Origin of the sequence: Streptomyces sp. AJS327, assembly GCF_013450295.1 — a bacterium.
GTDB lineage: Bacteria > Actinomycetota > Actinomycetes > Streptomycetales > Streptomycetaceae > Streptomyces.
The window spans coordinates 415,731-438,238 of sequence record NZ_SKBR01000001.1 but is presented as its reverse complement, the minus strand read 5'-3'; the positions used below and the strand labels follow the sequence as shown (position 1 = coordinate 438,238).

Below are 22,508 nucleotides of genomic sequence, written 5' to 3'. Positions count from 1 at the left end.
TAGGTTAGCCTTGCCTTGCTGTCGAGGAGTCGCCATGATCCGGGCAGGATCCAGGGCAAGACGCGGTCTTCGACACCGACGCATTGGCGAGCTGTCTACGCCGGTGACCGACCTGGCCACCGCACCGCGCCTGGTGGCAATCCAGACGCTTACCTGCCGGACGTCCCGGATTACGCGGGACGACCGGCGGCAGCGGTTCCCCCGCGCCTACGACCCGTCGTCGATCCCCCGCGACTGGCAACGGTCTTCCTCGTCCCGACTGGCCCGCCTTCAGCCAGCGTCAACGAGAACTCACAGCGTCCTTCCTGGAGTCCAGGAGCCGCGTTCCGTGAGGAGCCGTTGGTTGCCGCAGATCGGCGGCAGCGCGTGCCGGGACGTTCATGGCTGTCGCCACAACCCACGCCCCGCCGACCCTCGAGAGCGCTCGGACCGCGCCCGCGGAGGGGCTCACCTTCCACTCAAAACCCGGCTCTGCCCGAATGGGGACCGCTGCGGCTCTCACGGCCAGCACTGACCCGCCAGGGTTCGAGACCTCCCGCCGGCTGGGACGGCTGTGGACCATCGACCGCGCCATGGCCCGGCTGGTCGGCCGCTGCCGACTCCACCGTCACGACGGGCGCGGGGCGGGGCGGTTCCTCGCCCCGCCCCCGTGCCGCCCGCCCCTCGTCCGCTCTCGCCACCGCACCCCACGGGCCGAGCCCTCAACACCCGGGCGGCCGTCGGGCTGGGCGCGCTCAGCCCTTCGGGCACTCCGTCAGGGCCGGAGGCTCGGGCGGGGTCTTGCTGTTCAGCATGCCGGCCAGGTGCTTGGTGTACAGGTCCTCCCAGTCCTTGCCGTCCATGACGTCCTTCAGCGCCCGGCACACCTCGTCCTTCAGCCCCCGGTTCTCGGGGAGCATGGCCACGCCGTACGCCTCGGCGCCCCGGATGTTGTTCAGCCGCCGCACCTTGCCCGGGTTGGCCTTCGCGTAGCCGGCGAGGACGACGTCGTCCGAGGCCACCGCGTAGACGTCGGACTTCACGTCCAACAGCTCCTCCTTGCAGCCCTCGTACGTGCTGGGCTGCGACTTCTTCATGGTGAAGCCCTTCTCGGCCAGCACCTTCCCGTACGTCGAGTTCCGCGCGGTGCACACCTCGACGCCCAGGTCGAGCAGGTCGCTGGAGTCCTTGATGTCGTACTTGCTGGACTTCTCGCGGACCAGGAACCCGCGGCCCGCCAGGTAGTACGGGCCCGCGAAGTCGACGCTGTAGTCGTCCGGCGCGGTGTTCTTCCGGTCGTCCGTGATGCTGTACGAGGCGATGACCAGGTCCACCTTCTTCCGCTTCAGGGCGGTGCTCCGGTCGTCGGTCGTCACCGGTGTGAACTCGACGTCCGCTTCGCGGTAGCCCATCCGTTCGGCGATCGCGTAGGCCAGGTCGACGTCGTAACCCGCGTACGTGTCCGTCTTCTTGTTGTACAGACTGAGGCCCGGCTGATCGTTCTTGACGCCGATGTTCAGCGTGGGCTTCGAGTCCTTCCACTTCTCCGCCGGGCCGCCGCCCCGGTCGTCCTGGCGTGCCTGATCGGCCTGGTCGGCCTTGCCGCCCGAGTCCTCGTTCTTCGTCACGAGCCAGCCGGCGGTGGCGAGCAGCGCCACGGACACGGCCAGCGCCGCCACCTTCAGCCCACGGCCGAAGCGGGGACGCTCGCCGCTCGGCGCCACGGGAGCCGGTGCGGGCGTCGCGGGGCCGGACACCGCGGGGCCCGGCTCCGGCACGGACGGCTCGGGGCTCGGGTCGGGATCGGGTGTGGACGCCGCGGGCGTGGCGGCCGGGGCGGGCTCCGTCCCCGTCCCTGGCTCTGGCCCTGGCTCTGGCGTGGCGGGGGTGGGATCCGGGCCGGGGTTGGGCGCCTCGGCGGCGGGCGCGGGCACTTCGGGAACGGGGTCGGGCTCGGACGCCTCGGCGGCGGGGGCGGGTTCGGGCGGCTTGGTCGGCGGGTGCGTGGCCGGTACCACCGACGGCGTGTGCGGCGCGAACGAGTCGCCGCCCAGCACCTCTCCCACCATCGCGTCCGCCGTGGCCGCGTCCAGGCGCTGGTCGGGGTCAGTGACCAGCAGCCCCCGGATGACCGGGGCGAGGGGCCCGGCATACCGGAACGCGGGTTCCGGGGACTGCCGGATACTCTCCTGGACCTCCCACACCTCCTGCCCGGCGAAGGGAGAGCGGCCCTCGACCATCTGGTAGAGCGTGACGCCCAGCGCCCAGAGGTCGGAGGCGGCGGTGGGGCCGACGGATCCGGGTGCGAAGATCTCGGGCGCCAGGTACGGGGGCGTGCCGATGACGCTGCCGACCCGGGTCACCTGGGCGGCGCCCTCGAAGGTCGCGATCCCGAAGTCCACGAGGATCACGAGACCGTCGTCCCGGACCAGCACGTTGCCCGGCTTCACGTCGCGGTGGACGACGGACGCCGCGTGCACCGCCCGCAGGCCCCGGAGGATCTGGAGGCCGATGTTCGCCGCCCGGGGAACGGCGAGGGAGCCCTCCGCGCGCAGCAGATCCGCCAGGGATCTGGCTTCGAGGAGCTTCATCACGATCCAGACCTGGTTGTCGGTCTCCACCTGGTCGTGGACCGACACCACGTTCTGGTGCTCGATCTTGGCGATCGCCTCCGCCTCCCGGCGCGCCCGCTGCATCGCCGCGACCTGGTTACCGGCGGTCATCGCGTTCGGGTCGAGCATGCCCTTCACCGCGACGAACCGGCGCAGCCGCCGGTCATGGGCCTTCCACACCTCGCCCATGCCGCCACTGCCGATCGGTTCCAGCAGTTCGTAACGGCCGTCGATCACCACGCTCGGCGCCCCCGCGTACGCGCGCCGGGGGTCCATCCCCGCCTGGGGGTCCCCGGGGCCGCCGGCGGCCCCGCCACCGGTTCCCCCAGCGCCGGATCTCTCTTCGTTGTTCATGTGTCCCCCTCGCTGACTGGATCACGTAACAATAGGCGGCCAGTCAGAAGTACACCCGGGCGCGCGAGTTGGTTCCCGTACCGGACGGTTCTCCCGGGCGGACCCCGCCCCTCGGGGTGCGGGCGCGGTCCGCCCGGGGCCTCTCGCGGGCGACGCCCGGCCGCCGTCCCCCGGAGAGGGGGCGGCGGCCGGGCGCGCCGGGTCGTCGGCCGTCGCGGCGCGGAGGCCCACGACGCGGTGGCGTACGGCTCAGAGCCGCACGCCGCGCTGGGCGAGGTACTTCCGCGGATCGATGTCGCTGCCGTAGCCCCGGGCCGCGCGCACCTCGAAGTGCAGGTGCGGGCCGGAGGACTGGCCGGTGTTGCCGGACTTGCCGATCAGGGTTCCGGCCCGGACCCGCTGGCCCTTGCGCACGTGGATCCGGGAGAGGTGGGCGAAGAGCGTGTACTTCCCGTCCCGCATCCGGATCGTCACGGCCTTGCCGTACGCGCCGGAGCGGCCGGCGAAGACGACCCGGCCCGCGCCGACGGACCGCACCGGGGTGCCCACGGGCACCGCGAGATCCACTCCGGTGTGATAGCCGGACGCCCAGCCGCCGCGCACCCCGTAGCTCTGGGAGATCCGGGCCGGGGAGCGCAGCGGACGGCTCCAGGACAGGCCGGTGCTGGCGCGCGCGAGGTCGGTGACGCTGGTGCGGTCCGGGGTTCCGGCGGGCCGGGGCGGGCCCACGGGGTCGAGCGGCGGGTCGTGGGGGTGGCGGGGCGGGATCTCCGGGTCCGCCAGGTCCGCCGGGACCCCGCCCTCGGCCGGGTCCGTCAGGGTCTCGCCGTCGGCGGGGCCGAACGGGACCTCGGCGGTGACCTCGTCCGCCGGGGGCGCGGGCTGGTCTGGGGGTGCCACGCCCCGGGGAAGGGGCGGGAGGTCCAGGCGGAGCTCGTCGGCCACGGGGGCCGGGGCGGCGGGGGCCGGATCGTCCGGGGCGCGGGGCGGGGTCGCTGCCCCGGCCCCCTCCACTCCCCCGACGGTCAGCGCGGCCGTGAGCGCTCCGCAGGCTATGAATCGGACTCGGTTCCGGCGCTGCCGCCGGGGCGTCGAAGCTGTGTCAGCCATACGGGAAGCCAAGGCGCGTACCGGAGCGTACGCATTCGGGAACGGTCCGTCAGGGTGACGGGTGGTCGCGGCACGCTCACCGTACGTCGCCTCGTCCGTGCGTCGCGCCCGCACGTCGTCTCGCCGGGCGGGGCACGGGACGGAACGGGGGGTCGACGGCTGGGCGGCGGCCTGGAACGGAGAGGCGGGGCGCGGCGGGTGGGGGGATGTGACCGCCGCGCCCCGCGGGGCCGGGACAGCACACCGGCCTGTGGTGGTCGCCGTTCAAGGGAGACGCTCAGTATGTTACTGACCGGGATCCCGGAAAAAGCCGCGAACCACTCGGAGGGCGACCACCTTAAGGCGCGCTTAAGGCGCGGGAAAGGTTCCGCTTCATCCGGCCCCGGGCGGGGCTCCGACGAGGGTGGGACGGGGCGCGGCGCGTCACTGGTGGCGTGCGTGGTGGCCGCGGGCGGCGCGGCCGGACGCCTTGTCCGTCCGGCGCCCCAGGTTCCCCAGACCGCCCAGCCCGACCCGGCCGGTACGGGTGGCGCCACGGCGCGCCCGGCGCAGGCTCTGCCGCGCGCCACGGGGCTCGCGGCCACCGGAGCCGATCCGGAGGCAGACCTCGGCACCGCCGAGCACCGAGCGCCCCACCGTCACCTCACCGCCGGTGGACTCGGCCACCCGGCGGGCGATGTCCAGGCCGAGCCCGGTGGAGCCGGGGCCGCCGTCGCCGTAGCCCCGGCGCAACGCCGCCCGGGGGTCCGGTATGCCGGGTCCCGCGTCGGAGACGAGCACGATGACGGAGTCCCCGGCGGCGCCCGCGTCGTACACGTCCACCGCGAAGCCGGTGCCCTCGGGGGTGTGCCGGAAGACGTTGCCCAGCAACGCGTCGAGCGCCGCGACCAGTTCGGCCTTCGGGACGGGCACCGGCACCGGCCCGTCCACCCCGGCCACCCAGGTGTCCCGCCCCTCGTCCTCCGCGAGCGCGGACCAGAAGGCCATGCGTTCCCGGATCACCTCGGCGGCGTCGGTGCCGGTGGTGACCGGCGAGGAGGCCGAGTTCTCCCGCTGCTCCCTGGCGGCGGTGATGATGCGGTCCACCTCGACCTCCAGCGTGGCGACGGCCTCCCGGGTCTGCTCGGCGTTGTCCCCGTCGCCGAGCGAGGCCGCGTTCAGCCGCAGGACGGTCAGCGGGGTGCGCAGGCGGTGCGACAGGTCCGCCGCCAGCTCCCGCTCGTTGTGCAGGAGCTGGACGACCTGGTCGGCCATGGAGTTGAACGCGGCGGCGGCCGAGCGGAGTTCGGCCGGGCCACGTTCCTCGACCCGCACGCCCAGTTCGCCCTTCCCCAGGTCGTGGGCGGCGTCCGCGAGCCGCTCGGCCGCGCCGACCATGTGGGTGCCGAGCCGGTCGGCGACCGCCACCGCGACGACGACCAGGGCGAGTCCGACCCCGGCGAGCACCATCCAGGAGGTGGCCACACCCCGGGTCACCTCGTCGTCCGGGATGAACACCTCGACCACCGCGACGCGTTCGTTGGCGATGGCGGTGGGCTGGAGCAGCGCGAACCCGCCGGGCACGGTGGAGGTCGACACCTGCCCCAGCCGCTGGGCTGTGCGCAGGTCCGCGCGGGGGGCCCGGCCCGGGCCGATGTCGACGGCGCGTCCGCCCTCCTCGGGTGCGGGGACGTGGACGGCGATCCGCCCGTCGGCGCCCGCCTGGGTGCTGGCCACGGCGCGTTGCAGCTGACGGCGGTCGGTGGTGATGGCCAGGGCGGGGCCCACGGCCGCCGCCTGCCGTTCGGCCTGCGCGAACGCCCGGTCGCGCGCCATCTCCTTGACGACCAGGGCGAGCGGGACGGCGAAGGCGACCACCACCATGACCGTCACCGCGAGGCAGACCCGGACCAGGGACCATCTCATCTCGTCGCTCCCCTCACTCCGGGCCGTCCGGTGCCGGGGGGCGCATCACCCGGCTCCCGGCGCGGGTGGTGGTGCGCTCATGTCCGCCGGTCCGTGGTGGTGGTGGCGGCGGTGCCGTCGTCGCCCGGGGGCTCCAGCTTCACGCCGACACCGCGCAGCGTGTGCAGATAGCGCGGCCGGGCGGCGGTCTCCCCCAACTTCCTGCGGAGCCAGGAGAGATGGACGTCTATGGTCTGGTCGTCGCCGTACGACTGCTGCCACACCTCGGCCAGCAACTCCCGGCGGGGGACGACCACTCCGGGCCGCTCCGCGAGGAAGGCCAGCAGGTCGAACTCGCGGCGGGTCAACTCCACGAGTACGCCGTCGAGTCGGGCTTGGCGGCGGAGCGGGTCGATGGCCAGTCCGCCGACCGTGATCACCCGGTCCTCGTCGGCGCCCGCCCGGTTGCCGGAGCGGGAACGGCGCAGCACCGCGGAGATGCGCGCCGAGAGGTGCTCGACGGAGAACGGTTTGACCAGGTAGTCGTCGGCGCCCTCGTTGAGCAGCCGGACGATCTCCGTCTCGTCGTCCCGCGCCGTGGCGATGATCACAGGCACGTCGGTGATGCCGCGCAGCATCTTCAGGGCCTCGCCGCCGTCCAGGTCCGGCAGTCCGAGGTCGAGGATGACCACGTCGAAGCCGACCTGCGCGACCTCGCGCAGCGCCTCCAGCGCCGTTCCCACGCTCCGCACCGCGTGCGCCGCCTCGGTGAGGTGCCGGATGAGGGCCGAGCGCACGAACGGGTCGTCCTCGACGACGAGCACACTTGCCATGCGCGGCACCGTACGGCATCGCACCCGGCCCGGAAACGGCGAAGGCGCCCCCCTCTTCCGCCGCCCCGCCGGGTTCCGGCACACGTCAGTGGGGGCCGCACACCCGGACGGGACCGCGCGGGACGTGCCCTAGGGTGCTGGGAATGGGTGCACTCACGCTCCGCCGCCGGGCCCTGCTGACCGGAGCCTGGTCGCTGGTCACCGGTGCCGCCGTGGCGCTCGCCTGGTTCGGTGTGCACACGGTGCTCGCGGGCACCACCTACGATCCGCCGCGCACGCTGCCGGTGAGCGAGCGGTCCGAGGAACCGGAGGTTCGGCCCCGCTCCTCGTCCACCCAGCGGCCGAAACCCTCCCCGAGCAGGACCGCCCGGCCGGACGACGCGCGCCCGAGCCGGGACGCGAGCCCCAGCCGGTCCCCCTCCGAGCGCCCCGGCGGCACGTCCCCCCGCCCCAGCGGCACCGGTGGATCGCCGACCCCGCCGGGCAGTCCGCCACCGGACGGCGGGACGGCGCCGACCGCCGACCCCGGGGTGGGGATCAGGGCGGTGGCGGTGCGCGGCGGCCGGGTGGTACTCGATCTGCGGGCGACCTCCGCGAGCCTGGTCTCGGCCACCCCGCAGCCCGGCTGGCAGATGCGGGTGTGGACCTCGCGGGAGCTGATCCGGGTCACTTTCACCAACGGCGCCCAGACCTCCACGGTGCTCTGCCACTGGAGCGCGTCCACCCCACCCCGCGTCCAGACGATCGAGAACTGACCCCGCTCCCCCCGCACTTCACCATCCCTTCGGTACCCCCGTGTACGGGTGCGGGAAGCCCGGCGGCCCTTCCGGCGTTGCGGTACCCCGGTCGGCGGCGTCGTCAACGCCCATCCCTTGGCGGCGGGTTGGCGCCCACCGGCCAGCCGCACCCGTCCGGCCGACGGACCTCCCGGCACAGGAGACGGACTGCCCGTGGTACGGGAACTCCCCGGTTCACGACGTGGAGTTGGCGTAGGGCGGGCGGCGGGGTCGCCGAACTCACCAGCGGAGACGGGGTGTTGGCGCCGGTCAGTCGAAGGTGCCGGGGGGCGGCGGGGGCGAGGCGACGGCGTCCGCGTCGGTCACCGGCGCGGCGCCCCCGGTGAGGTCCGCCAGCTCCCGACCCGCCAGGACCCGGCCCGGGTGCGGGTCGGTGGCCACCCCACGGGTCAGCTCGGCCACCGGCAGCGGGCGGCAGGAGGCGAGCAGCACCGCGTTCCCGAAGCGCCGCCCGCGCAGCACCGCCGGGTCCACCATGACGCAGCGTTCGGAGAACAGCGTGGCCACGGTGGCGAGTTGGGCCCGAAGGTGGGCGAGCGGCGGGCCGTCGGTGAGGTTCGCGGCCCACACCCCGTCCGCGGTCAGCACCCGCCGGGCCTCCGTCAGGAACTCGGCGCTGGTGAGGTGGGCGGGGGTGCGGGCGCCCCGGAACACGTCCGCGATGACGAGGTCGGCCCACTCGGACGGCGTCCTGGCCAGCACCTCGCGGGCGTCGCCGGTCCGGACGCGGATCCGCCAGCCACGCTCCAGCGGCAGCCGCTCGCGCACCAGGCGCACCAGCGCCGCGTCCACCTCCACGACCTGCTGGGTGGAGCGGGGCCGGGTGGCCGCCACGTAGCGGGCGAGGGTGAACGCGCCCCCGCCGAGGTGCAGTACGCGCAGCGGGCGGCCGGGCGGTGCGACGAGGTCGACGACGTGGCCGAGGCGCCGCTGGTAGGCGAAGTCCAGCCAGGACGGGTCGTCGAGGTCCACATGTGACTGCGGCGCCCCGTCCAGGGTGAGGGTCCAGGCGCGGGGGCGGTCGCGGTCCGGCTCCAGCCGGGCCTCGCCGCCGTCCACCCGCTCCGTCAGTACCTCGCGCTGCCGGGCCGCACCGCGTTCCCGCCCGCCGCCGTCAGCCCGCCGCCGTCTCTCCCGTGCCACCACCCCAGTATCCGGCCACCGCCCGGACGGCGGGACGGCGACCTGCCGGTCCGGCCCGCGCCCCGGTCCCGGGCATCGCCAAGTCCCCTACCGGCGGGGCCGGTTGGTGGGGCAACGTTTCTCCTCCTGGTACGAGGACCAGCCACCCACACCGCGCACCAGCGGAGCGGAGGGACGGAACACGGCAGAGCACGGGGGAACACCGGGGACGCGACGGGCGGAGACGCGAGCGGCGGAAGCGTGGGCGGGGGACCGTCGGGCGCGGCGGACGGGTGGCGCGGACCGCCGTGGTGGGGCGGACCCGGGGGTGCGGCGGACGGGGGTGGCCGGTCTCGCCGTACGGAGGGTCGAGGGGGCGCGGCGTCGGTGGGGAGGGGGTGGTCCCACGCCGGAGCGGCCGCGCACGGGGGTGAGGGGGACGCGGCGGGGTGGCCGGAACCGCCGAACAACGGTGCGGGTGGCGGACGGTTCCCCTCGATGGGCTCAACTCCAGTTGTCCGGGCGGCTGATGCGATGGTGCGAGCCGTCGGCGGCCTCGATGGTGCGCGCCGCCTCGCCCAACGCGGCGAGCAGTTGGGACGGTTCGGTGGCGCCGCCGTGGGCGCCCTCCGGGGGGACGAGCCAGCCGGTCCCGGCGACGGGTGGGTCGTACCCGGCGGTCGGTTCGTCGCCGGGGAAGGTCTGGGTGCAGGCGCTGCCGGGCAGGTCCCAGCAGTCGGCCGTGCCGGGCGGGACGAGGAAGCCGAGTGTGTCCCCCGCCCGGTCGTGCAGCACCGGGCCCACGCCCTGGCGGAGCCGCAGGATGTCGACCGCCTCCAGCCCCTGCCGGGCCGGGACCGTCACCAGGTCGCAGGGGGCGTCCTGCCGGTTCTCCCAACCCTGGCCGTCGCGGGGGTCCTTGCCGCCACGGCTCTCGCGCACCTCCCACAACTCACGCCGTTCCCGGGGCGGGGGGGCGCCCCCCACCGTCCCGGAGGGCTCGGCGCCCGGGGCCGTGGACCCCCACAGCGCCGACCCAATTGGGCCACCGGCCTTCCTGCCCATGCCTACGCCGGTCTCCAACACGAGGGAACCCTCCTCCGTAGCCGCACAGTCATTACGCATAGTCCAACGCGTCCGCGCGTCAACGGCTACGGTGACGGTCCCCTGCAAAGGGTGGCAGTTCATGGCGGATCGCGGGTGAGATATCCGGTTTGTAAACAAACCCGGGGTGCTGCGCACACAACACCCGGTACGGTCCCGCCATGACGTCGTCACCTTCAACGTCACCGGCTCCGCGCCGCGGGCCCAACGCCGCCTTCCGGCGGCTGCGGGGCACCCTCTCACCGGGGGAGTTCGCGGCGATGGTCCGCCGGGCGGCGCGGGAGATCGGGGAGCAGGTGGCGTGCGACGCACGCTATATCGGGCGGGTCGAGTCAGGAGAGATCCGGTGCCCCAACTACGCCTATGAGCGCGTGTTCCTGTACATGTTCCCCGGACGGACCCTCACCGATCTGGGGTTCGCCTCCCGGGAGAGCGTCCGGGGGCGCGCGGCGCGCGGGCCGGGCGCGCGAGAGGAGGGTTCGGCGCTCTGGACCCCCTCCGCTCAGCGCGTGGAACCCACCACGGGGTTCGACCGTCCCACGGGACACAACCCACCCCACGCGACCGACCCCCACCAGGCGCCCCGGGAACGCGCCGTGCCCCCATCCGCCCCCGTGAGTGACCTCCCCGGCGCCCCGGCCCAACCGGCCGCGTCAGCCGGGGCGCCCGCGTCAGACGAGGACCAGGTTGACAACGCGGGCGGTCGACCCGTCAACTTCCCCAGCGCGTCCGGTACATCGGCCGCGTCCGGCAACCCCCGCACCTTCCGGGCCGCCACCCCCCCGGGCGCGGACACCCACCGCCCGCCCGCCACCGCCACGGCGCCCCACCCGTCGCCCGGCACCGGCGACACCGAGTCCACCGGCGGCCCTCCCGGGTACCGCCACGCCTTCGGTGCCGCGCCCCCCACAGACACCACCGCACCAAACGAGTACGACGAGGAGAGCGACGTGCTACGCCGCGCGTTCATGACCGGCGGCCCCGCCGCCCTGGCCGCCGCCTCGCTCAGCGGCTCCCCGCTGGGATCGGCACACGCCGCGGTACCGGCGGCGTCCGGCCGCGCGGGAGAGGCCGAAGTCAGCTCCGTGGAGCGGACCGTGCGCCAGATCCGGGTGCTGGACGACCGGCACGGCGGGGACGGTCTCTACCGCCGCGCGGGCGACACCCTCCGCGCCGCCTACCGGCTGCTCGACGCCGACACCCACCGGCAGTCCGTCTCCGACCGGTTGCACTCCGGCGCGGGCGAACTCGCCATCTCCGTCGGCTGGTTGGCTCACGATTCGGGGCGGCTCCCGGACGCCCGCTCGCACTACGCGGAGGCGCTGGCCACCGCCCGGGTGGCGGGCGATCCGGCCCTGGAGGCACACGCGTTCTGCAACACCGCGTTCCTGGCGCGGGACGCCGACCGTCCGCGCGAGGCCGTCCGCGCCGCCCAGGCCGGTCAACTCGCCGCCAAGAGCCTGGGGTCGGGACAGTTACTCTCCCTCCTGGCGCTCCGCGAGGCCGGGGGCTGGGCCGGGCTCGGTGACCGCGGGGGCTGCCGCGAGGCGCTCACCCGCGCCCACCAGCTCTTCACGCGCGGCCCTTCCGAGGCCGATCCGGAGTGGATGTCCTTCTTCGGCCCGGCCGAACTCGCGGGCCTGGAGGCCCAGTGCTGGTCCGCGCTGGGCGACTGGAAGCGCGCCGCGGAGTGCGCGGAGCGCGCGGTCGCCCTCCAGGACCCGCACTTCGCCCGCAACACCGCCCTGTTCACCGCCGAGTTGGCGGGCAACCTCGCGGCGCAGGGCAAGCTCGACGAGGCGGCGGCGGCCGGCTCTCGGGCACTCAGCCTGCTGGAGCCGGTGCGCTCCAGCCGCATCCTCGGCATGCTGCACACCACCGCGCACCGGCTGCGGGGACACCAGGGGGACGCCACGGTCGCCGAGTTCCTCGACCGCTACCACCGGCAACGGGGGCCCGCCGGGGGCGGCGCCGTCCGCCACCCGGCCTGAGCCCCGGCACCCGCGCCCGGCCCGTCCGGCGCGCGCCCCGGCGTGCGGGGGCGGGGTGGCCGGGTCAGTCCAGGTGGCCGGTGTCGTTCCAGCGCTCGACGGCGGGGGCGCCGTACGCCCAGCCGAGGACGGAGAGCGAGGCGGGGGCCAGCCGCAGCCGTGCCGCGAACTCCAGGTCGGCGCCGAGCCAGCGGGCGCCGACGGCCCGCAGGACGTGCCCGTGCGCGAAGAGCAGCACGTCCCGGTCGACGGCGCGGGCCCAGGAGATGACCTCGTCCGCCCGGTCGGAGAGCACGGCCAGGGACTCGCCCTCGGGCAGCCGGTCGCGCCAGATGAACCAGTCCTCCCCGGCACGCTCGGCGATCTGCCGGGGAGTGAGCCCCTCGTACGCGCCGTAGTCGCGCTCCCGGAGGGCGTCCCACTCCCCCGCGCGCTCTCCGAATCCGGCCAGCGCACAGCTCTCGCTGGCCCGGGAGAGCGGGCTGGTGCGCACCTCGGCCGAGGCCAGCCCGGACCAGGGCGCCCGGTGCAGCCGCTCGCCGAGCAGTTCGGCGTCCCGCCGCCCCTCGTCCAGCAGCGGGACGTCGGTGTGGCCGGTGTGACGGCCGGTGACCGACCAGGAGGTCCGGCCGTGCCGGACCAGGAGAACGCGCGCTGCCATGAGGGACCTCTCGGTGCGGTGGTGCGGTGGTGCGGTCGCCGCGACGGCGGTGCCGCGGCTGCCCGGGCGCGCTCCGCCCGCTGTTCCGTACCGCGTCCCGATCCTCCTCGACCGTCCCGGCTCGTCCATTCTCGCTTGTCCGGAAGAGGCTCAACCCTCCAGGGGGCGTCGGCGTCTCTTCGCTCGGCATTCACCACGAGATCACCGTTCGCCTCGGTGACGCCTCGGTACGGACGGGCTGGAAGAGGGGGCACATGTCCATGGACCGCCGACCCCGGTGGTGGACGGAGCTTCCGCTGATCGCGGCCGTCTATCTGGCGTACTCCGCGGGACGGCTGCTGGCCAGGGGTGACGAGGACACCGCGGTCGAGAACGGACTGGAGATCCTCCGGCTGGAGCGGCTCGCCTCCCTCGACCTGGAGACCCCGCTCAACCGGCTGCTGACCGACCACGCCTGGGTCGGGGTGACCTCCGCCTTCGCTTACGCGACGCTGCACTACGTCGTCACCCCGGCGCTGCTCGTCTGGCTCTTCCGGCGGCATCCCGCGCGCTACCGGTTCGCCCGTGGCTGGCTGATGACCTCCACCCTGATCGGGCTGGTCGGCTTCACCCTGGTGCCGACCTGCCCGCCCCGGCTGCTGGACGCGGCCCACGGCTTCGTCGACAGCATGGAGCAGTACGCGGGGTACGGCTGGTGGGGCGGGGAGGCCAGCGCGCCTCGCGGGCTGGGCGGGCTGACCAACCAGTTCGCGGCGATGCCCAGCCTGCACGTGGGGTGGGCGCTCTGGTGTGGCGTGGTGCTCTGCTGGTGGGGGCCGCGCTCGCGGTGGCTGCGCGGACTCGCGGTGGCCTATCCGCTGGCGATCACCTTCGTGGTGATGGGGACCGCCAACCACTACTTCCTGGACGCCGCCGCCGGAGCCGCGACGATGGGGCTGGGCCTGCTGCTCACCCGTCCGCTGCTGGACACCGCCGACCGGCTGCGAGCCCGGTTCACCGCGCGCGCCCCCGCAGCCGCCCACGACCCCGCGAGTCCAGGTTCCGCGGGCCCCGGACCCGCCACCGCCGGAACCTCGGTGACGGCGGACACGGCCCCGGCGGCGCGGGTCCCCCGCGCGCGGGACGGAGCCGACGCGGACCACACGCGGGACGAACGGGCCGGAGACCACGGGTCTCGGCCCCGCCCCGGGCCACCGGCCGGAGCGCCCCTCGACGACCCGGCGCGGCGGCCGGCGGACGCCACGGCCCACGGCGAGGACCGGGCCGGGGACACCGGGAGCGCCGGGGCGGCCGGGACCGACACCGCCGGAGACCGGCCGGACGGCCGGGCCCTGGAGGGTTCGGGCGCCTCTCCCCCCGATGTCGGCGAGGCGTGCCAGACTGCGGCGGATCCTGCAATCTCCCGCGAGGCCACTGCCGATGACCACATCACCCGGCCCCACCCCCGCCCCACCCCGGTCGGCGGCGCCGAGCCGGACAGCGCCCCCTCCCGGCGGCCGGAGCGCGGCGCGGAGCACCCCCCGAGCCGACCGGACAGCCCTGCGGCAGCGGCTCGCTGAGCTGCGCGGCGGGGTCCGGGTACCGCCCCGGCCGCTGGACGCCCGGGCCATCGCCGCGCTCGCCGCCAACCCCGGCTGCCGGCGGCGCGCCCTGCTGGACGGCGCCGGGGTCGACAAGGCCGCCGTCGCCCAGGCGCTCGACGCGCCCGCCCCGTTCGGGCAGTCGCAGTTCGCCTTCATGCGCGGGCACGCCTTCGAGGCCCGCGCGAAGGCGGAGAACGGGGCCGAGCTGATCCGGCTGCTCTGTGAGCGGGTCGGCGCGGCCCGGCCGGAGGTGTCCGAGGTCGCGGTGCCGGACCTCACCGCCGACGGCCCGGCGGGGCGCGCCGCGCGCACCACGCTCGCGCTGGCCGCTGCCGTCGCCTCCGACGGCTGGACGCTGCTCGACCATCCGATGCTGACCCTTGAGGTGGCCGGGGCCACGGTCTACCTGGAGCCGGACGCGCTGACCGTGCAGCCGGACGGCACGCTGACCGTCATCGAGATCAAATCCTTCCCGATCCTGGACGGTTCGGCCGACCCGGCGAAGGTCGGCGCCGCCGCCCGGCAGGCGGCGGTCTACGCGCTGGCGCTGGAGGAGACGGCCGCCGGGCCGGAGTCGCGGGTGCGGGAGGCGGCGCTGCTGGTCTGCCCGCGCGACTTCGCCAACCTGCCGACGGCGGACACCGTCGACGTACGCAAGCAGCGCGCCGCCACCCGGCGCCAACTCGCCCGGCTGACGCGGCTGGAGGAGATCGCCGAAGTGGTGCCCGAGGGGTTGAGCTTCGCCCCGGACGCCTCCCCTGAGTCGCTGACCGAGGCCGTCGGCTCGGTGCCCGCCGCGTACGCCCCGGAGTGCCTGGCCAGTTGCGAGTTGGCGTTCCACTGCCGCGCGCGGGCCCGCGCCGACGGTGCCGTGGAGGCTCTGGGCAGGCCGGTCCGGGGCGAGTTGGGCGGGCTCACCGAGGTGGCGGAGGTGCTGCGGGCGGCACGGGAGGAACCGGCCCCGGGGGACGCGGCGGCCGAGGCGCTGCGGCGCGCGGCGCGGCTGCGCGCCGAGGCGCTGGACGAGGGCGCCCGGCGGCTCGCCGCCCGGGAGGTACCGTCCCCCTCGGGCCCGGCCGAGGTCCAACGGCCGCCGGTGGAGAGGGAGTCGGCCACCACTACCGGGGAGGTGCCGTGTCACTGATCTCGGCGCTGGCGCGGGTGGAGGCGGTGGCCGAGGGCCGGGCCCAGCCGCTGACCACGGTGCGCCACCGGCATATCGCCGAACACCCCCTGGTTCTCGTCCCGTTGGCGACCGCCGGCGATCCGGGGGCGCCGCTCGGCGCGCTGCTCGGCACCGACCGGGCGGCGCCGGTGCTGCTGACGGTCGCCCAACCCCGCAACCTTGACCTGCGGTTCGCGTTCCTGGCGGAGCTGGCCGAGGCGCTCCTGCCCCATCTGGAGTCCACGCTGGACGAGGTGGAGTACGAGGAGCGCACCGCCCCCGACCCGGAGACCGGCAAGCGGACCACGGTGCAGGTCGAACTCTGCGTTGACGCACCGCAGTTGCTGGTGCCGAACACGCCGGGCGCCGACTTCGTCCGGCTGCTGGGCCGCTCCACGCGCTTCCGGCGCACCGCCGAGGACGATCCGCTCAACCCGTATCCGGCGCCCGCGCGCGTACCGCTGCTGGGCCGCTGGCTCACGCACTACGGCGAGCGCGCCCGGGTCCCCGGCTCCTCGCTGCTGCTGCCGATGACGCAGCTGCTCTCCCGGCACTGGGCCACCGGCCAGAGTCCGCTGGAGGACCAGCACCTCGGGGCGCTGCTCGCCTGGATCGACCCGCCGCCCCGCGACCCGGCCACGCCCGACGGCCCCCGGGAGAACGGGGAGCGGGCCGCGTTCCGCGCCGAACTCGGCCGGGACGCGGCGGGCCAGCTGCTGCGCCCGCCCGCCGGGCCGACCACCGACCCGGCCTTCGACAACGCGCTGCTGGCCCCGGCCATCCGGCGCTTCGACGCGGGGCTGCCGGGCGCGGCCGAGGAGGTACGGGAGCTGATCGCCGGCCAGCTGCTGCCCACCTGGGAGGCGATGTGGCGCGCGGTGGACCTCCTGCGCGGGCTGCCGGAGGCCGGGCGGGTCGCGGAGCGCTGGAAGCGGGACCGCTGGTCCTACACCGGCCACCGCGACCGGCTGCGCGCCGGGGAGCCACCGCAGCCCCGGCAGGACGACGCGGTCACCGCCGCGCGGAAGCTGGCCTCCCGCGAGCAGGCCCAGGCACAGCTGGCCGCGCAGGAGGCGCTGGACGATCCGCTGGTGATGGCGGGGCGACGGCTGGCCGGTGAGGCCTTCCAGGGGGAGGTCGTCGAGGTGGAGATGGCGTTCTCCGGCGGCCCGGAGGAGCGGGACGCCGTGTCCGGCGCGGGCGCACCGGCGTCCGGGGGCCGGGGGAAACGGGCCAGGCCACGCCCGCTGGTGACCCTCCGTACCGAGGACGCGCCGCAGATGACGGAGGGCGAGCGGGCGCACCGGGCGCTGCCCGGCGGGGGCACGCAGAGCGCCCGGCTGGTGGCGGGCTCCGGCGGCCCGCTGCTCACGCTCCAGCTGGTCAACGGTATGGGCCGGGGCAAGGAGCCCGCCCCGGGCAGCGTCCCGGAACCGGGCGACCGGCTGTGCTGGACGCTCTTCGAGCATGCGCCCCGGGGCGGGCCCGGACTGCCCGAGCCGGAGGACACCCCGTGGACGCACGGCGGTCCGCCCGAACCGGCCTCCACCGCTCCCGACCCCGTGACCAGCGAGGACCAGCTGTGACCGAGACCGAGACCGAGCGCGCGGGGTTCCCCGCGCCCGACCCCGCCGCCGGGCCCGGCGGCCCGCCGGATCAGGGGGAGGTGGCGGACCCCGGGGAGGCGGCGGCGCGGGCCACCGAGGCGATCCTGCGGGACACGCTGAGCGGCACGCGCCGGGGCGTCGTGGTGGACTCCCCGCCGGGCGCGGGCAAGTCGACGCTCGTCGTCCGGGCCGCGCGTGAACTGGCCGCCGCCGGGCGTCCGCTGATGGTCGTCGCGCAGACGAACGCGCAGGTGGACGACTTGGTGGACCGTCTGGCGCGGGCCGATCCGGCACTGCCCGTCGGCCGTCTGCACAGCAGCGACCCCCAGCCGTACGACCCGGTGCTGGAGGAGCACCCCGCCGTGCGGACCTCCGCCAAGCCGGCCGATCTGGAGGGGCTTCCGGTGGTGGTGTCGACGGCCGCGAAGTGGGCGTGGGTGACGGCGGGCCCGGGAGGCGCGCCCTGGCCGCACGCCATCGTCGACGAGGCGTACCAGATGCGGTCCGACGCGCTGCTCGCGGTGGCGGGGCTGTTCGAACGGGCGCTGTTCGTCGGGGACCCGGGGCAGCTCGACCCGTTCAGCCAGGTCGGCGCGGAGCAGTGGGCCGGGCTCTCGCACGATCCGGCGAGCAGCGCGGTCGCCACGCTCCTCGCGCACAACCCGGACCTCCCGCAGCACCGGCTGCCGGTCTCCTGGCGGCTTCCCGCCTCGGCGGCGCCGCTGGTCTCGGCGGCGTTCTACCCCTTCTCCCCGTTCCGCAGCGGCACCGGACCGGGTGAGCGCACGATGGGCTTCGCCACCGCCTCCGACGGCTCCCCTACCGACCGGGTGCTGGACGAGGCGGCGGAGCACGGCTGGGGGCTGCTGGAGCTGCCAGCCGGGCACGTGCCGCGCACCGACCCGGTGGCGGTGGACGCGATCGCGCGACTGGTGTGCCGGATGCTGGAGCGGAGCGGGTGGACGCGCGGCGAGCGCTCCGACGAGGGCACGCTAGGCGCGGACCGGATCGCCGTCGGCACCGCCCACCGCGACCAGGCCGCGGCGGTGCGCGACCGGCTGGCGGCGCTCGGCGCCCCCGGAGTGACGGTCGACACCGCGAACCGGCTCCAGGGCCGGGAGTTCGACGTCACGGTGGTGCTGCACCCGCTCTCCGGACGGCCGGACGCCACCGCCTTCCACCTGGAGACGGGGCGGCTCTGTGTGCTCACCTCCCGCCACCGGCACGCCTGCGTGGTGGTCTGCCGTGCCGGGGTGCCGCGGCTGCTGGACGACTACCCGGTGACGGAGCCGGTCCAGCTCGGGGTCGCGGTGGACTTCCCGGACGGCTGGGAGGCCCATCAGGCGGTGCTGGGACACCTCGCGGAGCACAGAGTCCGCGCCTGGTGAAGGGCCTGCTGTCCGCCCGGCGCGAACGCTTGCTACCGCTGCGTACGGGGGACAATGGACGTCGCCCACGACACAGGAGGTCTTGCATGGCTGAGCCGCCTCCGGCTCCGGACCCCTCCGGCGGTGCCCCCCGGCCGCGGCGCCCCGCGCCCCTGCTCTTCGAGCCGTCCGAGGGCGCCCAGGACGAGGAGCACTTCTTCGGACTGGAGTCGGTGACCGACCCCCGGGATCTGCTCGACCGGGCGACGGAGCTGACGCTGGCCTTCCGCGCCGCGGCGGACCGGGCGATGGAGTTCCAGGCGATAGCCGCGGCCCAGCTGGCCGACCCGCGGCGCTTCGACCGGCTCTCGGACGCCGCGATCGCCGACCGCGGGGAGTGGGCGGAGGACTACGCCCGGAAGATGATCGAGTTCGGCCGGGCGTTGCAGGAGCACCGCGGCCCGGAGTGAGGGCGGGCCGGGGCCGCGCCGGGGTGGCGTCGCGCCGTCCGGCGGCGCGGTTCCCACCCTGGGCGTCCCACGGGCCCTCCGCGCGCACGGTGCGTGTCCGGACGCTTCCTCGCAGGTCGCGGCGGGGGCCGTCCGAACTATCGATTTTCACTCTGGTCCCTCGTGGTGCTAAGGTCTACGGCGTCAGCAGGCGCCGCTAGCTCAGTTGGTTAGAGCAGCTGACTCTTAATCAGCGGGTCCGGGGTTCGAGTCCCTGGCGGCGCACCGACATCCGAAGACCCCTCGCCACACGCGAGGGGTCTTCGGCGTTCCCGCGCCACCTCGCTACTCCCGGGTCACCTTGATCTCCCAGGCCCCGTCGGAGGCGCGCGAGGTGACCTCCACCCGCAGCCCGTCCAGCGTGTGGCTCTCGCCCACCCGCAGGGGCGCGTCCGCGAGGGGCGGGTGCACCGAGGTCCCGTGGCAGGCGGTGGTGGCCGGATGGCCGTCCACCACCTCGACGGGTCCGTGGGTGGAGGCCCGGTCGCTGCGGACCCGGTAGAGCAGCACCCCGTCCCGGCACACGTCCCGGTCGTTGCCGATCCGCCCCCGGGCCTCGATCGCGAGCGCGTGGGTCTCGCTCGTCCGCACCACCGCGAGCCGGGTGTCCCGCGTCCCCCGGGCCCAGCCCGCCCGGTTGTCCAGCGCGGCACCGAGCGGGCGGAGGCTGTATCGCGTCGTTCCCGGACCCTCGGGTACGCATTCCACATTCCGCTCGTCGAGCCAGCCGAGTTTCCACTTGTGCCAGCCGAAGGGATCGGGCGCGAGTCCGAACTGGCTGCCCATCATGTCCCAGTCGCCGACGCGGGAATCCCAGTCTCCCTTGCCGTCCCGGGGACGCTCGTAGAGGTCAGGCAGGTCGAACACGTGGCCCGTCTCATGGGCGAGGACATTGCGGTCGGGCGGGCTCTGCTCGAAGAGCGTGACGACCCGCCGCAGATCAGCCCCGTCCACACGCAGTGGCTCCGCGAAGTTGACCACCTTGGTGGCGTCCGGAAGGACGCCCGGGGCGTCGGGATCGGCTATCAGGTAGACGATGTCGTAGCGGCTGAAATCCACGCGCGGGTCGGCCGCCCGTATGGCGTCCCGCAGATAGGCGCCCCGCCGTTCCTCACCCCAGTCCCGCTCTATGCCGTACGAGGTGGAGGGCGCGGGCATTTCGATCCACTCGCCGTGCGGGCGCGGCCGGAGATCGAGTGCGCCGTATGAGGCGCGGGAGAAGAACTCGGAGGTGGCCGGAAAGTGGTCGGCGACGAGTTCGGCGGGGGTGGAAAAGGGCCGGGAATCGGGAAAGGAGAGAAAGAGCAGTGCGGCGTCGAGTCGCGACTCCGGCCGCGGGTAGGAGGTGTTCCAGGTGTCCATACCCAGCGAGTGGTGCGCTCCGGTGCGGGCGAGCGCGCAGGGGGCCGCCGCCAGGGCGGTCCGCACCGGCCCCGCGATCAGCGACATCCCCGCGAACGCGAGGAAGGCCGTGCTGATCGCCGCGATCCGGTGGGCGCGCCCCGCCGTGCGGCGCGTGCCACCCCGCCCGGCCGGCCCCTCAGGTATGTGCGGTTCCAGTTTCCCCACGGTGCGACCTCACCCGATCAGGAGCGACGGGCCGCCGGGTCCGGGTGGCCGCCGCCACTCCGGCCAGCCCCGTCGCTTGTGTCGGCCATGCCGGTTTCAGCTGCTGTACACACCTTGCGCGGGCGCCGACGGCGGCAGCCCGTTCTGGTAGGCCGGACGGGTAGGCCGAACGCGATAACGGACAGTGATACCTGATCGTGAGTGATCGGAGTCGTCGCAGCCGCGGACGGAAGCGGTCACGGGGGTGTTCACCCCGCCGTCCGCTCCCCGGGATGCCCGGACCGCGGCCCGTCGACGCCGCCGGGACGCTGGCTCCGTTCCCACGGCAGCCTCTATGATCGGCACATTTCCAGCGCGGATTCGCCTCTGGGCAGGCTCGCAACGGCCCCGGCCGGTCCGCACGAGACAAGATCCCCCCGCGGAGCGATCGGTGAACGGACCCCTCGAAGGACCGGGCAAGGACTCCGGCGACGCCCCCGGAACACAGGCGGAAGCCTTCACGGAAAGTAGTGGCGTCTGCCCGAAGCAGCGCACCCAGAGCGGACGGGAGGAGCACTCCGACTTCCGTGCCGCGTTCGACGCCGCGCCGCTGGCGATGGCGCTCGTCACCCAGGAGGGGCGGGTGCTCAGCGCCAACCGCGCCCTGAGCGCCCTGCTCGGCTCAGCCCCCGCGAGCCTCACCACCGGGGTCCTCGCCGACCTGCTGGAGCTCAACCTCGTCGGCCGGGCGCGCAGCGCGTACCACGAGGCGCTGCGCGGGCGCAGCGACCGCATGTGCTGCACCCGGCGGCTCAAGCACGCCGACGGCCACGCCCTCTGGGCGGACATCACCGTCACCCCGACCCCGCGCGGCGAGGCCCTGGTGACGATCTCCGACATCAGCGAGCGGCGCGACCTCCAGGAGCGGCTGCGTCACCTCCAGATGCACGATCCGGTGACCCGGCTGCCCAACCGCAGCCTGTTCTTCGAACGGCTCGGTTCCGCGCTGGACGACACCGCCACCGGCCGCACCGGGATCTGCTACCTCGACCTCGACGGCTTCAAGGCGATCAACGACACCCTCGGGCACCGCGTGGGCGACAACCTGCTCAGCGCCGTGGCGCAGCGGCTGAGCCGCTGCGTGGAGGAGGACGGCCACCTGGTGGCGCGGCTCGGTGGGGACGAGTTCGCGCTGCTCGTCGAGTCGTCCACCGGCACCGAGCAGTTGACGGGGCTGGCGCAGCGGGTGCTGCGGGCCCTCCAGCACCCCTTCGACGTGGCGGGTCAGCGGCTGACCGTCTCCGCCAGCGTCGGTGTGGTGGAGCGGGAGGCCGAGGGCACCAACCCCACCGAGCTGATGCAGGCCGCCGACACCACGCTGTACTGGGCGAAGGCCGACGGCAAGGCCCGCTGGACGCTGTTCGACCCGGAGCGGAACGCGCACCGGATGACCCGGCAGGCGCTCTCCAGCACCCTGCGCCGGGGTGTGGAGCGCGGCGAGTTCACGCTGGAGTACCAGCCCATCGTCGGGTTCGAGGACGACGCGGTGCGCGGGGTGGAGGCGCTGGTGCGCTGGCGCCACCCCCGGTTCGGCGTGCTCGGCCCGAACCAGTTCATCGGGCTGGCGGAGGAGAACGGCGCGATCGTGCCGCTGGGCCGCTGGGTGCTCGCCGAGTCCTGCCGCCAGGCCCGCCGCTGGATGCTGGAGCACGACCGGACGCCGGTGTTCGTCAGCGTGAACGTGGCGGTACGCCAGGTCTGGGACTCGGACCTGGTCGCGGACGTGGCGGCGATCCTGGACGAGACGCGGCTGCCGCCGGGCCTGCTCCAGCTGGAGCTGACGGAGTCGGCGGTGATGGGCTCCGCCGGGCAGCCGCTCCAGGCGCTGCGCGCCCTCTCCGACATGGGCATCCGGATCGCCATCGACGACTTCGGCACCGGCTACTCCAACCTGGCCTACCTGAGCCGTCTGCCGGTGCGGGCGCTCAAGCTGGACGGCACCTTCGTCCGCGGGTTCCGTTCGGAGCAGCACCAGAACCCGGCGGACGAGACCATCGTCGCGGCCCTGGTGGAGCTGGCCCACAAGCTCGGGCTGACCGTCACCGCCGAGTGCGTCGAGGGCGCGGCGCAGGCGGAGCGACTGCGGCGGATCGGCTGCGACACCGGCCAGGGCTGGCACTACGCCAAGCCGATGAGCGCGGACCGGATCTCCCGGCTGCTCGGCTGAACCGCCCCGGGCCGCGCGGCGCCGTGTACGGGCCGCGCGGCCCGGGGCCCGGCGC

The 22,508-nt window shown here is 75.0% G+C and carries 15 protein-coding genes, 1 tRNA gene and 1 pseudogene; 9 read left to right on the top strand and 8 right to left on the bottom strand.

What is annotated here, in order from left to right; genetic code table 11:
- Positions 1-734: 734 nt before the first annotated feature.
- The 4 genes from E0L36_RS01695 to E0L36_RS01680 form a co-directional block, all read right to left on the bottom strand.
- Positions 735-2,945 (bottom strand): serine/threonine-protein kinase, encoded by a 2,211-nt coding sequence (locus E0L36_RS01695; protein ID WP_180927064.1) that lies wholly within the window; start codon positions 2,943-2,945, stop codon positions 735-737.
- Positions 2,946-3,194: 249 nt separating this feature from the next.
- Positions 3,195-4,055 (bottom strand): M23 family metallopeptidase, encoded by an 861-nt coding sequence (locus E0L36_RS28430; RefSeq protein WP_219636072.1) that lies wholly within the window; start codon positions 4,053-4,055, stop codon positions 3,195-3,197.
- A gap of 423 nt (positions 4,056-4,478) precedes the next feature.
- Positions 4,479-5,960, bottom strand: coding sequence for a HAMP domain-containing sensor histidine kinase (locus tag E0L36_RS01685; protein WP_180927063.1), 1,482 nt, complete (start codon positions 5,958-5,960; stop codon positions 4,479-4,481).
- A 77-nt stretch (positions 5,961-6,037) separates the two neighbouring features.
- Complete coding sequence (locus E0L36_RS01680) at positions 6,038-6,772, bottom strand: response regulator transcription factor (protein ID WP_180927062.1); 735 nt, start codon at positions 6,770-6,772, stop codon at positions 6,038-6,040.
- 143 nt (positions 6,773-6,915) lie between these two features.
- Between E0L36_RS01680 and E0L36_RS01675 the strand changes: the two genes are divergently transcribed.
- A complete protein-coding gene (locus E0L36_RS01675) occupies positions 6,916-7,527 on the top strand; it encodes a hypothetical protein (RefSeq protein WP_180927061.1) in 612 nt (203 codons plus the stop codon).
- 291 nt (positions 7,528-7,818) lie between these two features.
- Here E0L36_RS01675 and E0L36_RS01670 read toward each other — a convergent pair whose 3' ends face one another.
- Positions 7,819-8,712: a spermidine synthase gene (locus tag E0L36_RS01670; protein WP_180927060.1), complete on the bottom strand. Its 894-nt coding sequence runs from the start codon at positions 8,710-8,712 to the stop codon at positions 7,819-7,821.
- Positions 8,713-9,195: 483 nt separating this feature from the next.
- Positions 9,196-9,642, bottom strand: a complete 447-nt coding sequence (locus E0L36_RS01665) for a hypothetical protein (protein ID WP_374705500.1) — start codon at positions 9,640-9,642, stop codon at positions 9,196-9,198.
- A gap of 749 nt (positions 9,643-10,391) precedes the next feature.
- Here E0L36_RS01665 and E0L36_RS01660 point away from each other — a divergent pair.
- Complete coding sequence (locus E0L36_RS01660; RefSeq protein WP_374705499.1) at positions 10,392-11,786, top strand: tetratricopeptide repeat protein; 1,395 nt, start codon at positions 10,392-10,394, stop codon at positions 11,784-11,786.
- 64 nt (positions 11,787-11,850) lie between these two features.
- Here the strand turns inward: E0L36_RS01660 and E0L36_RS01655 are convergent, their stop codons facing one another.
- Positions 11,851-12,447: a histidine phosphatase family protein gene (locus tag E0L36_RS01655; protein ID WP_180927058.1), complete on the bottom strand. Its 597-nt coding sequence runs from the start codon at positions 12,445-12,447 to the stop codon at positions 11,851-11,853.
- Positions 12,448-12,701: 254 nt separating this feature from the next.
- Between E0L36_RS01655 and E0L36_RS01650 the strand changes: the two are divergent.
- The 6 genes and pseudogenes from E0L36_RS01650 to E0L36_RS01625 all read left to right on the top strand — a co-directional run.
- Positions 12,702-13,577: pseudogene (locus E0L36_RS01650) on the top strand (phosphatase PAP2 family protein); the annotation flags it as partial.
- Positions 13,578-13,866: 289 nt separating this feature from the next.
- Positions 13,867-15,174, top strand: a complete 1,308-nt coding sequence (locus tag E0L36_RS01645) for a hypothetical protein (RefSeq protein ID WP_258015863.1) — start codon at positions 13,867-13,869, stop codon at positions 15,172-15,174.
- Positions 15,165-16,781 (top strand): hypothetical protein, encoded by a 1,617-nt coding sequence (locus tag E0L36_RS01640; RefSeq protein ID WP_180927057.1) that lies wholly within the window; start codon positions 15,165-15,167, stop codon positions 16,779-16,781. Before E0L36_RS01645 ends, E0L36_RS01640 begins: the two co-directional genes overlap by 10 nt.
- Complete coding sequence (locus tag E0L36_RS01635; protein ID WP_180927056.1) at positions 16,778-18,190, top strand: AAA domain-containing protein; 1,413 nt, start codon at positions 16,778-16,780, stop codon at positions 18,188-18,190. Before E0L36_RS01640 ends, E0L36_RS01635 begins: the two co-directional genes overlap by 4 nt.
- Before the next feature lie 86 nt (positions 18,191-18,276).
- Positions 18,277-18,639: a hypothetical protein gene (locus E0L36_RS01630; protein WP_180927055.1), complete on the top strand. Its 363-nt coding sequence runs from the start codon at positions 18,277-18,279 to the stop codon at positions 18,637-18,639.
- 190 nt (positions 18,640-18,829) lie between these two features.
- Positions 18,830-18,903 (top strand) — tRNA-Lys (locus E0L36_RS01625).
- Between the two features lie 60 nt (positions 18,904-18,963).
- On the opposite strand, the gene E0L36_RS01620 is transcribed toward E0L36_RS01625, so the two are convergent.
- Positions 18,964-20,247: a M6 family metalloprotease domain-containing protein gene (locus E0L36_RS01620; protein WP_374705474.1), complete on the bottom strand. Its 1,284-nt coding sequence runs from the start codon at positions 20,245-20,247 to the stop codon at positions 18,964-18,966.
- A gap of 430 nt (positions 20,248-20,677) precedes the next feature.
- On the opposite strand from E0L36_RS01620, the gene E0L36_RS01615 reads away from it, so the two are divergent.
- Positions 20,678-22,453, top strand: coding sequence for an EAL domain-containing protein (locus tag E0L36_RS01615; RefSeq protein WP_180927054.1), 1,776 nt, complete (start codon positions 20,678-20,680; stop codon positions 22,451-22,453).
- Positions 22,454-22,508: the final 55 nt, after the last annotated feature.

What these genes read in the sequence shown, in the direction of transcription:
- E0L36_RS01695 (WP_180927064.1), bottom strand. Translation starts at nt 2,945, where the DNA reads ATGAACAACGAAGAGAGATCCGGCGCTGGGGGAACCGGTGGCGGGGCC.
- E0L36_RS28430 (WP_219636072.1), bottom strand. Translation starts at nt 4,055, where the DNA reads ATGGCTGACACAGCTTCGACGCCCCGGCGGCAGCGCCGGAACCGAGTC.
- E0L36_RS01685 (WP_180927063.1), bottom strand. Translation starts at nt 5,960, where the DNA reads ATGAGATGGTCCCTGGTCCGGGTCTGCCTCGCGGTGACGGTCATGGTG.
- E0L36_RS01680 (WP_180927062.1), bottom strand. Translation starts at nt 6,772, where the DNA reads ATGGCAAGTGTGCTCGTCGTCGAGGACGACCCGTTCGTGCGCTCGGCC.
- E0L36_RS01675 (WP_180927061.1), top strand. Translation starts at nt 6,916, where the DNA reads ATGGGTGCACTCACGCTCCGCCGCCGGGCCCTGCTGACCGGAGCCTGG.
- E0L36_RS01655 (WP_180927058.1), bottom strand. Translation starts at nt 12,447, where the DNA reads ATGGCAGCGCGCGTTCTCCTGGTCCGGCACGGCCGGACCTCCTGGTCG.
- E0L36_RS01645 (WP_258015863.1), top strand. Translation starts at nt 13,867, where the DNA reads ATGACCACATCACCCGGCCCCACCCCCGCCCCACCCCGGTCGGCGGCG.
- E0L36_RS01630 (WP_180927055.1), top strand. Translation starts at nt 18,277, where the DNA reads ATGGCTGAGCCGCCTCCGGCTCCGGACCCCTCCGGCGGTGCCCCCCGG.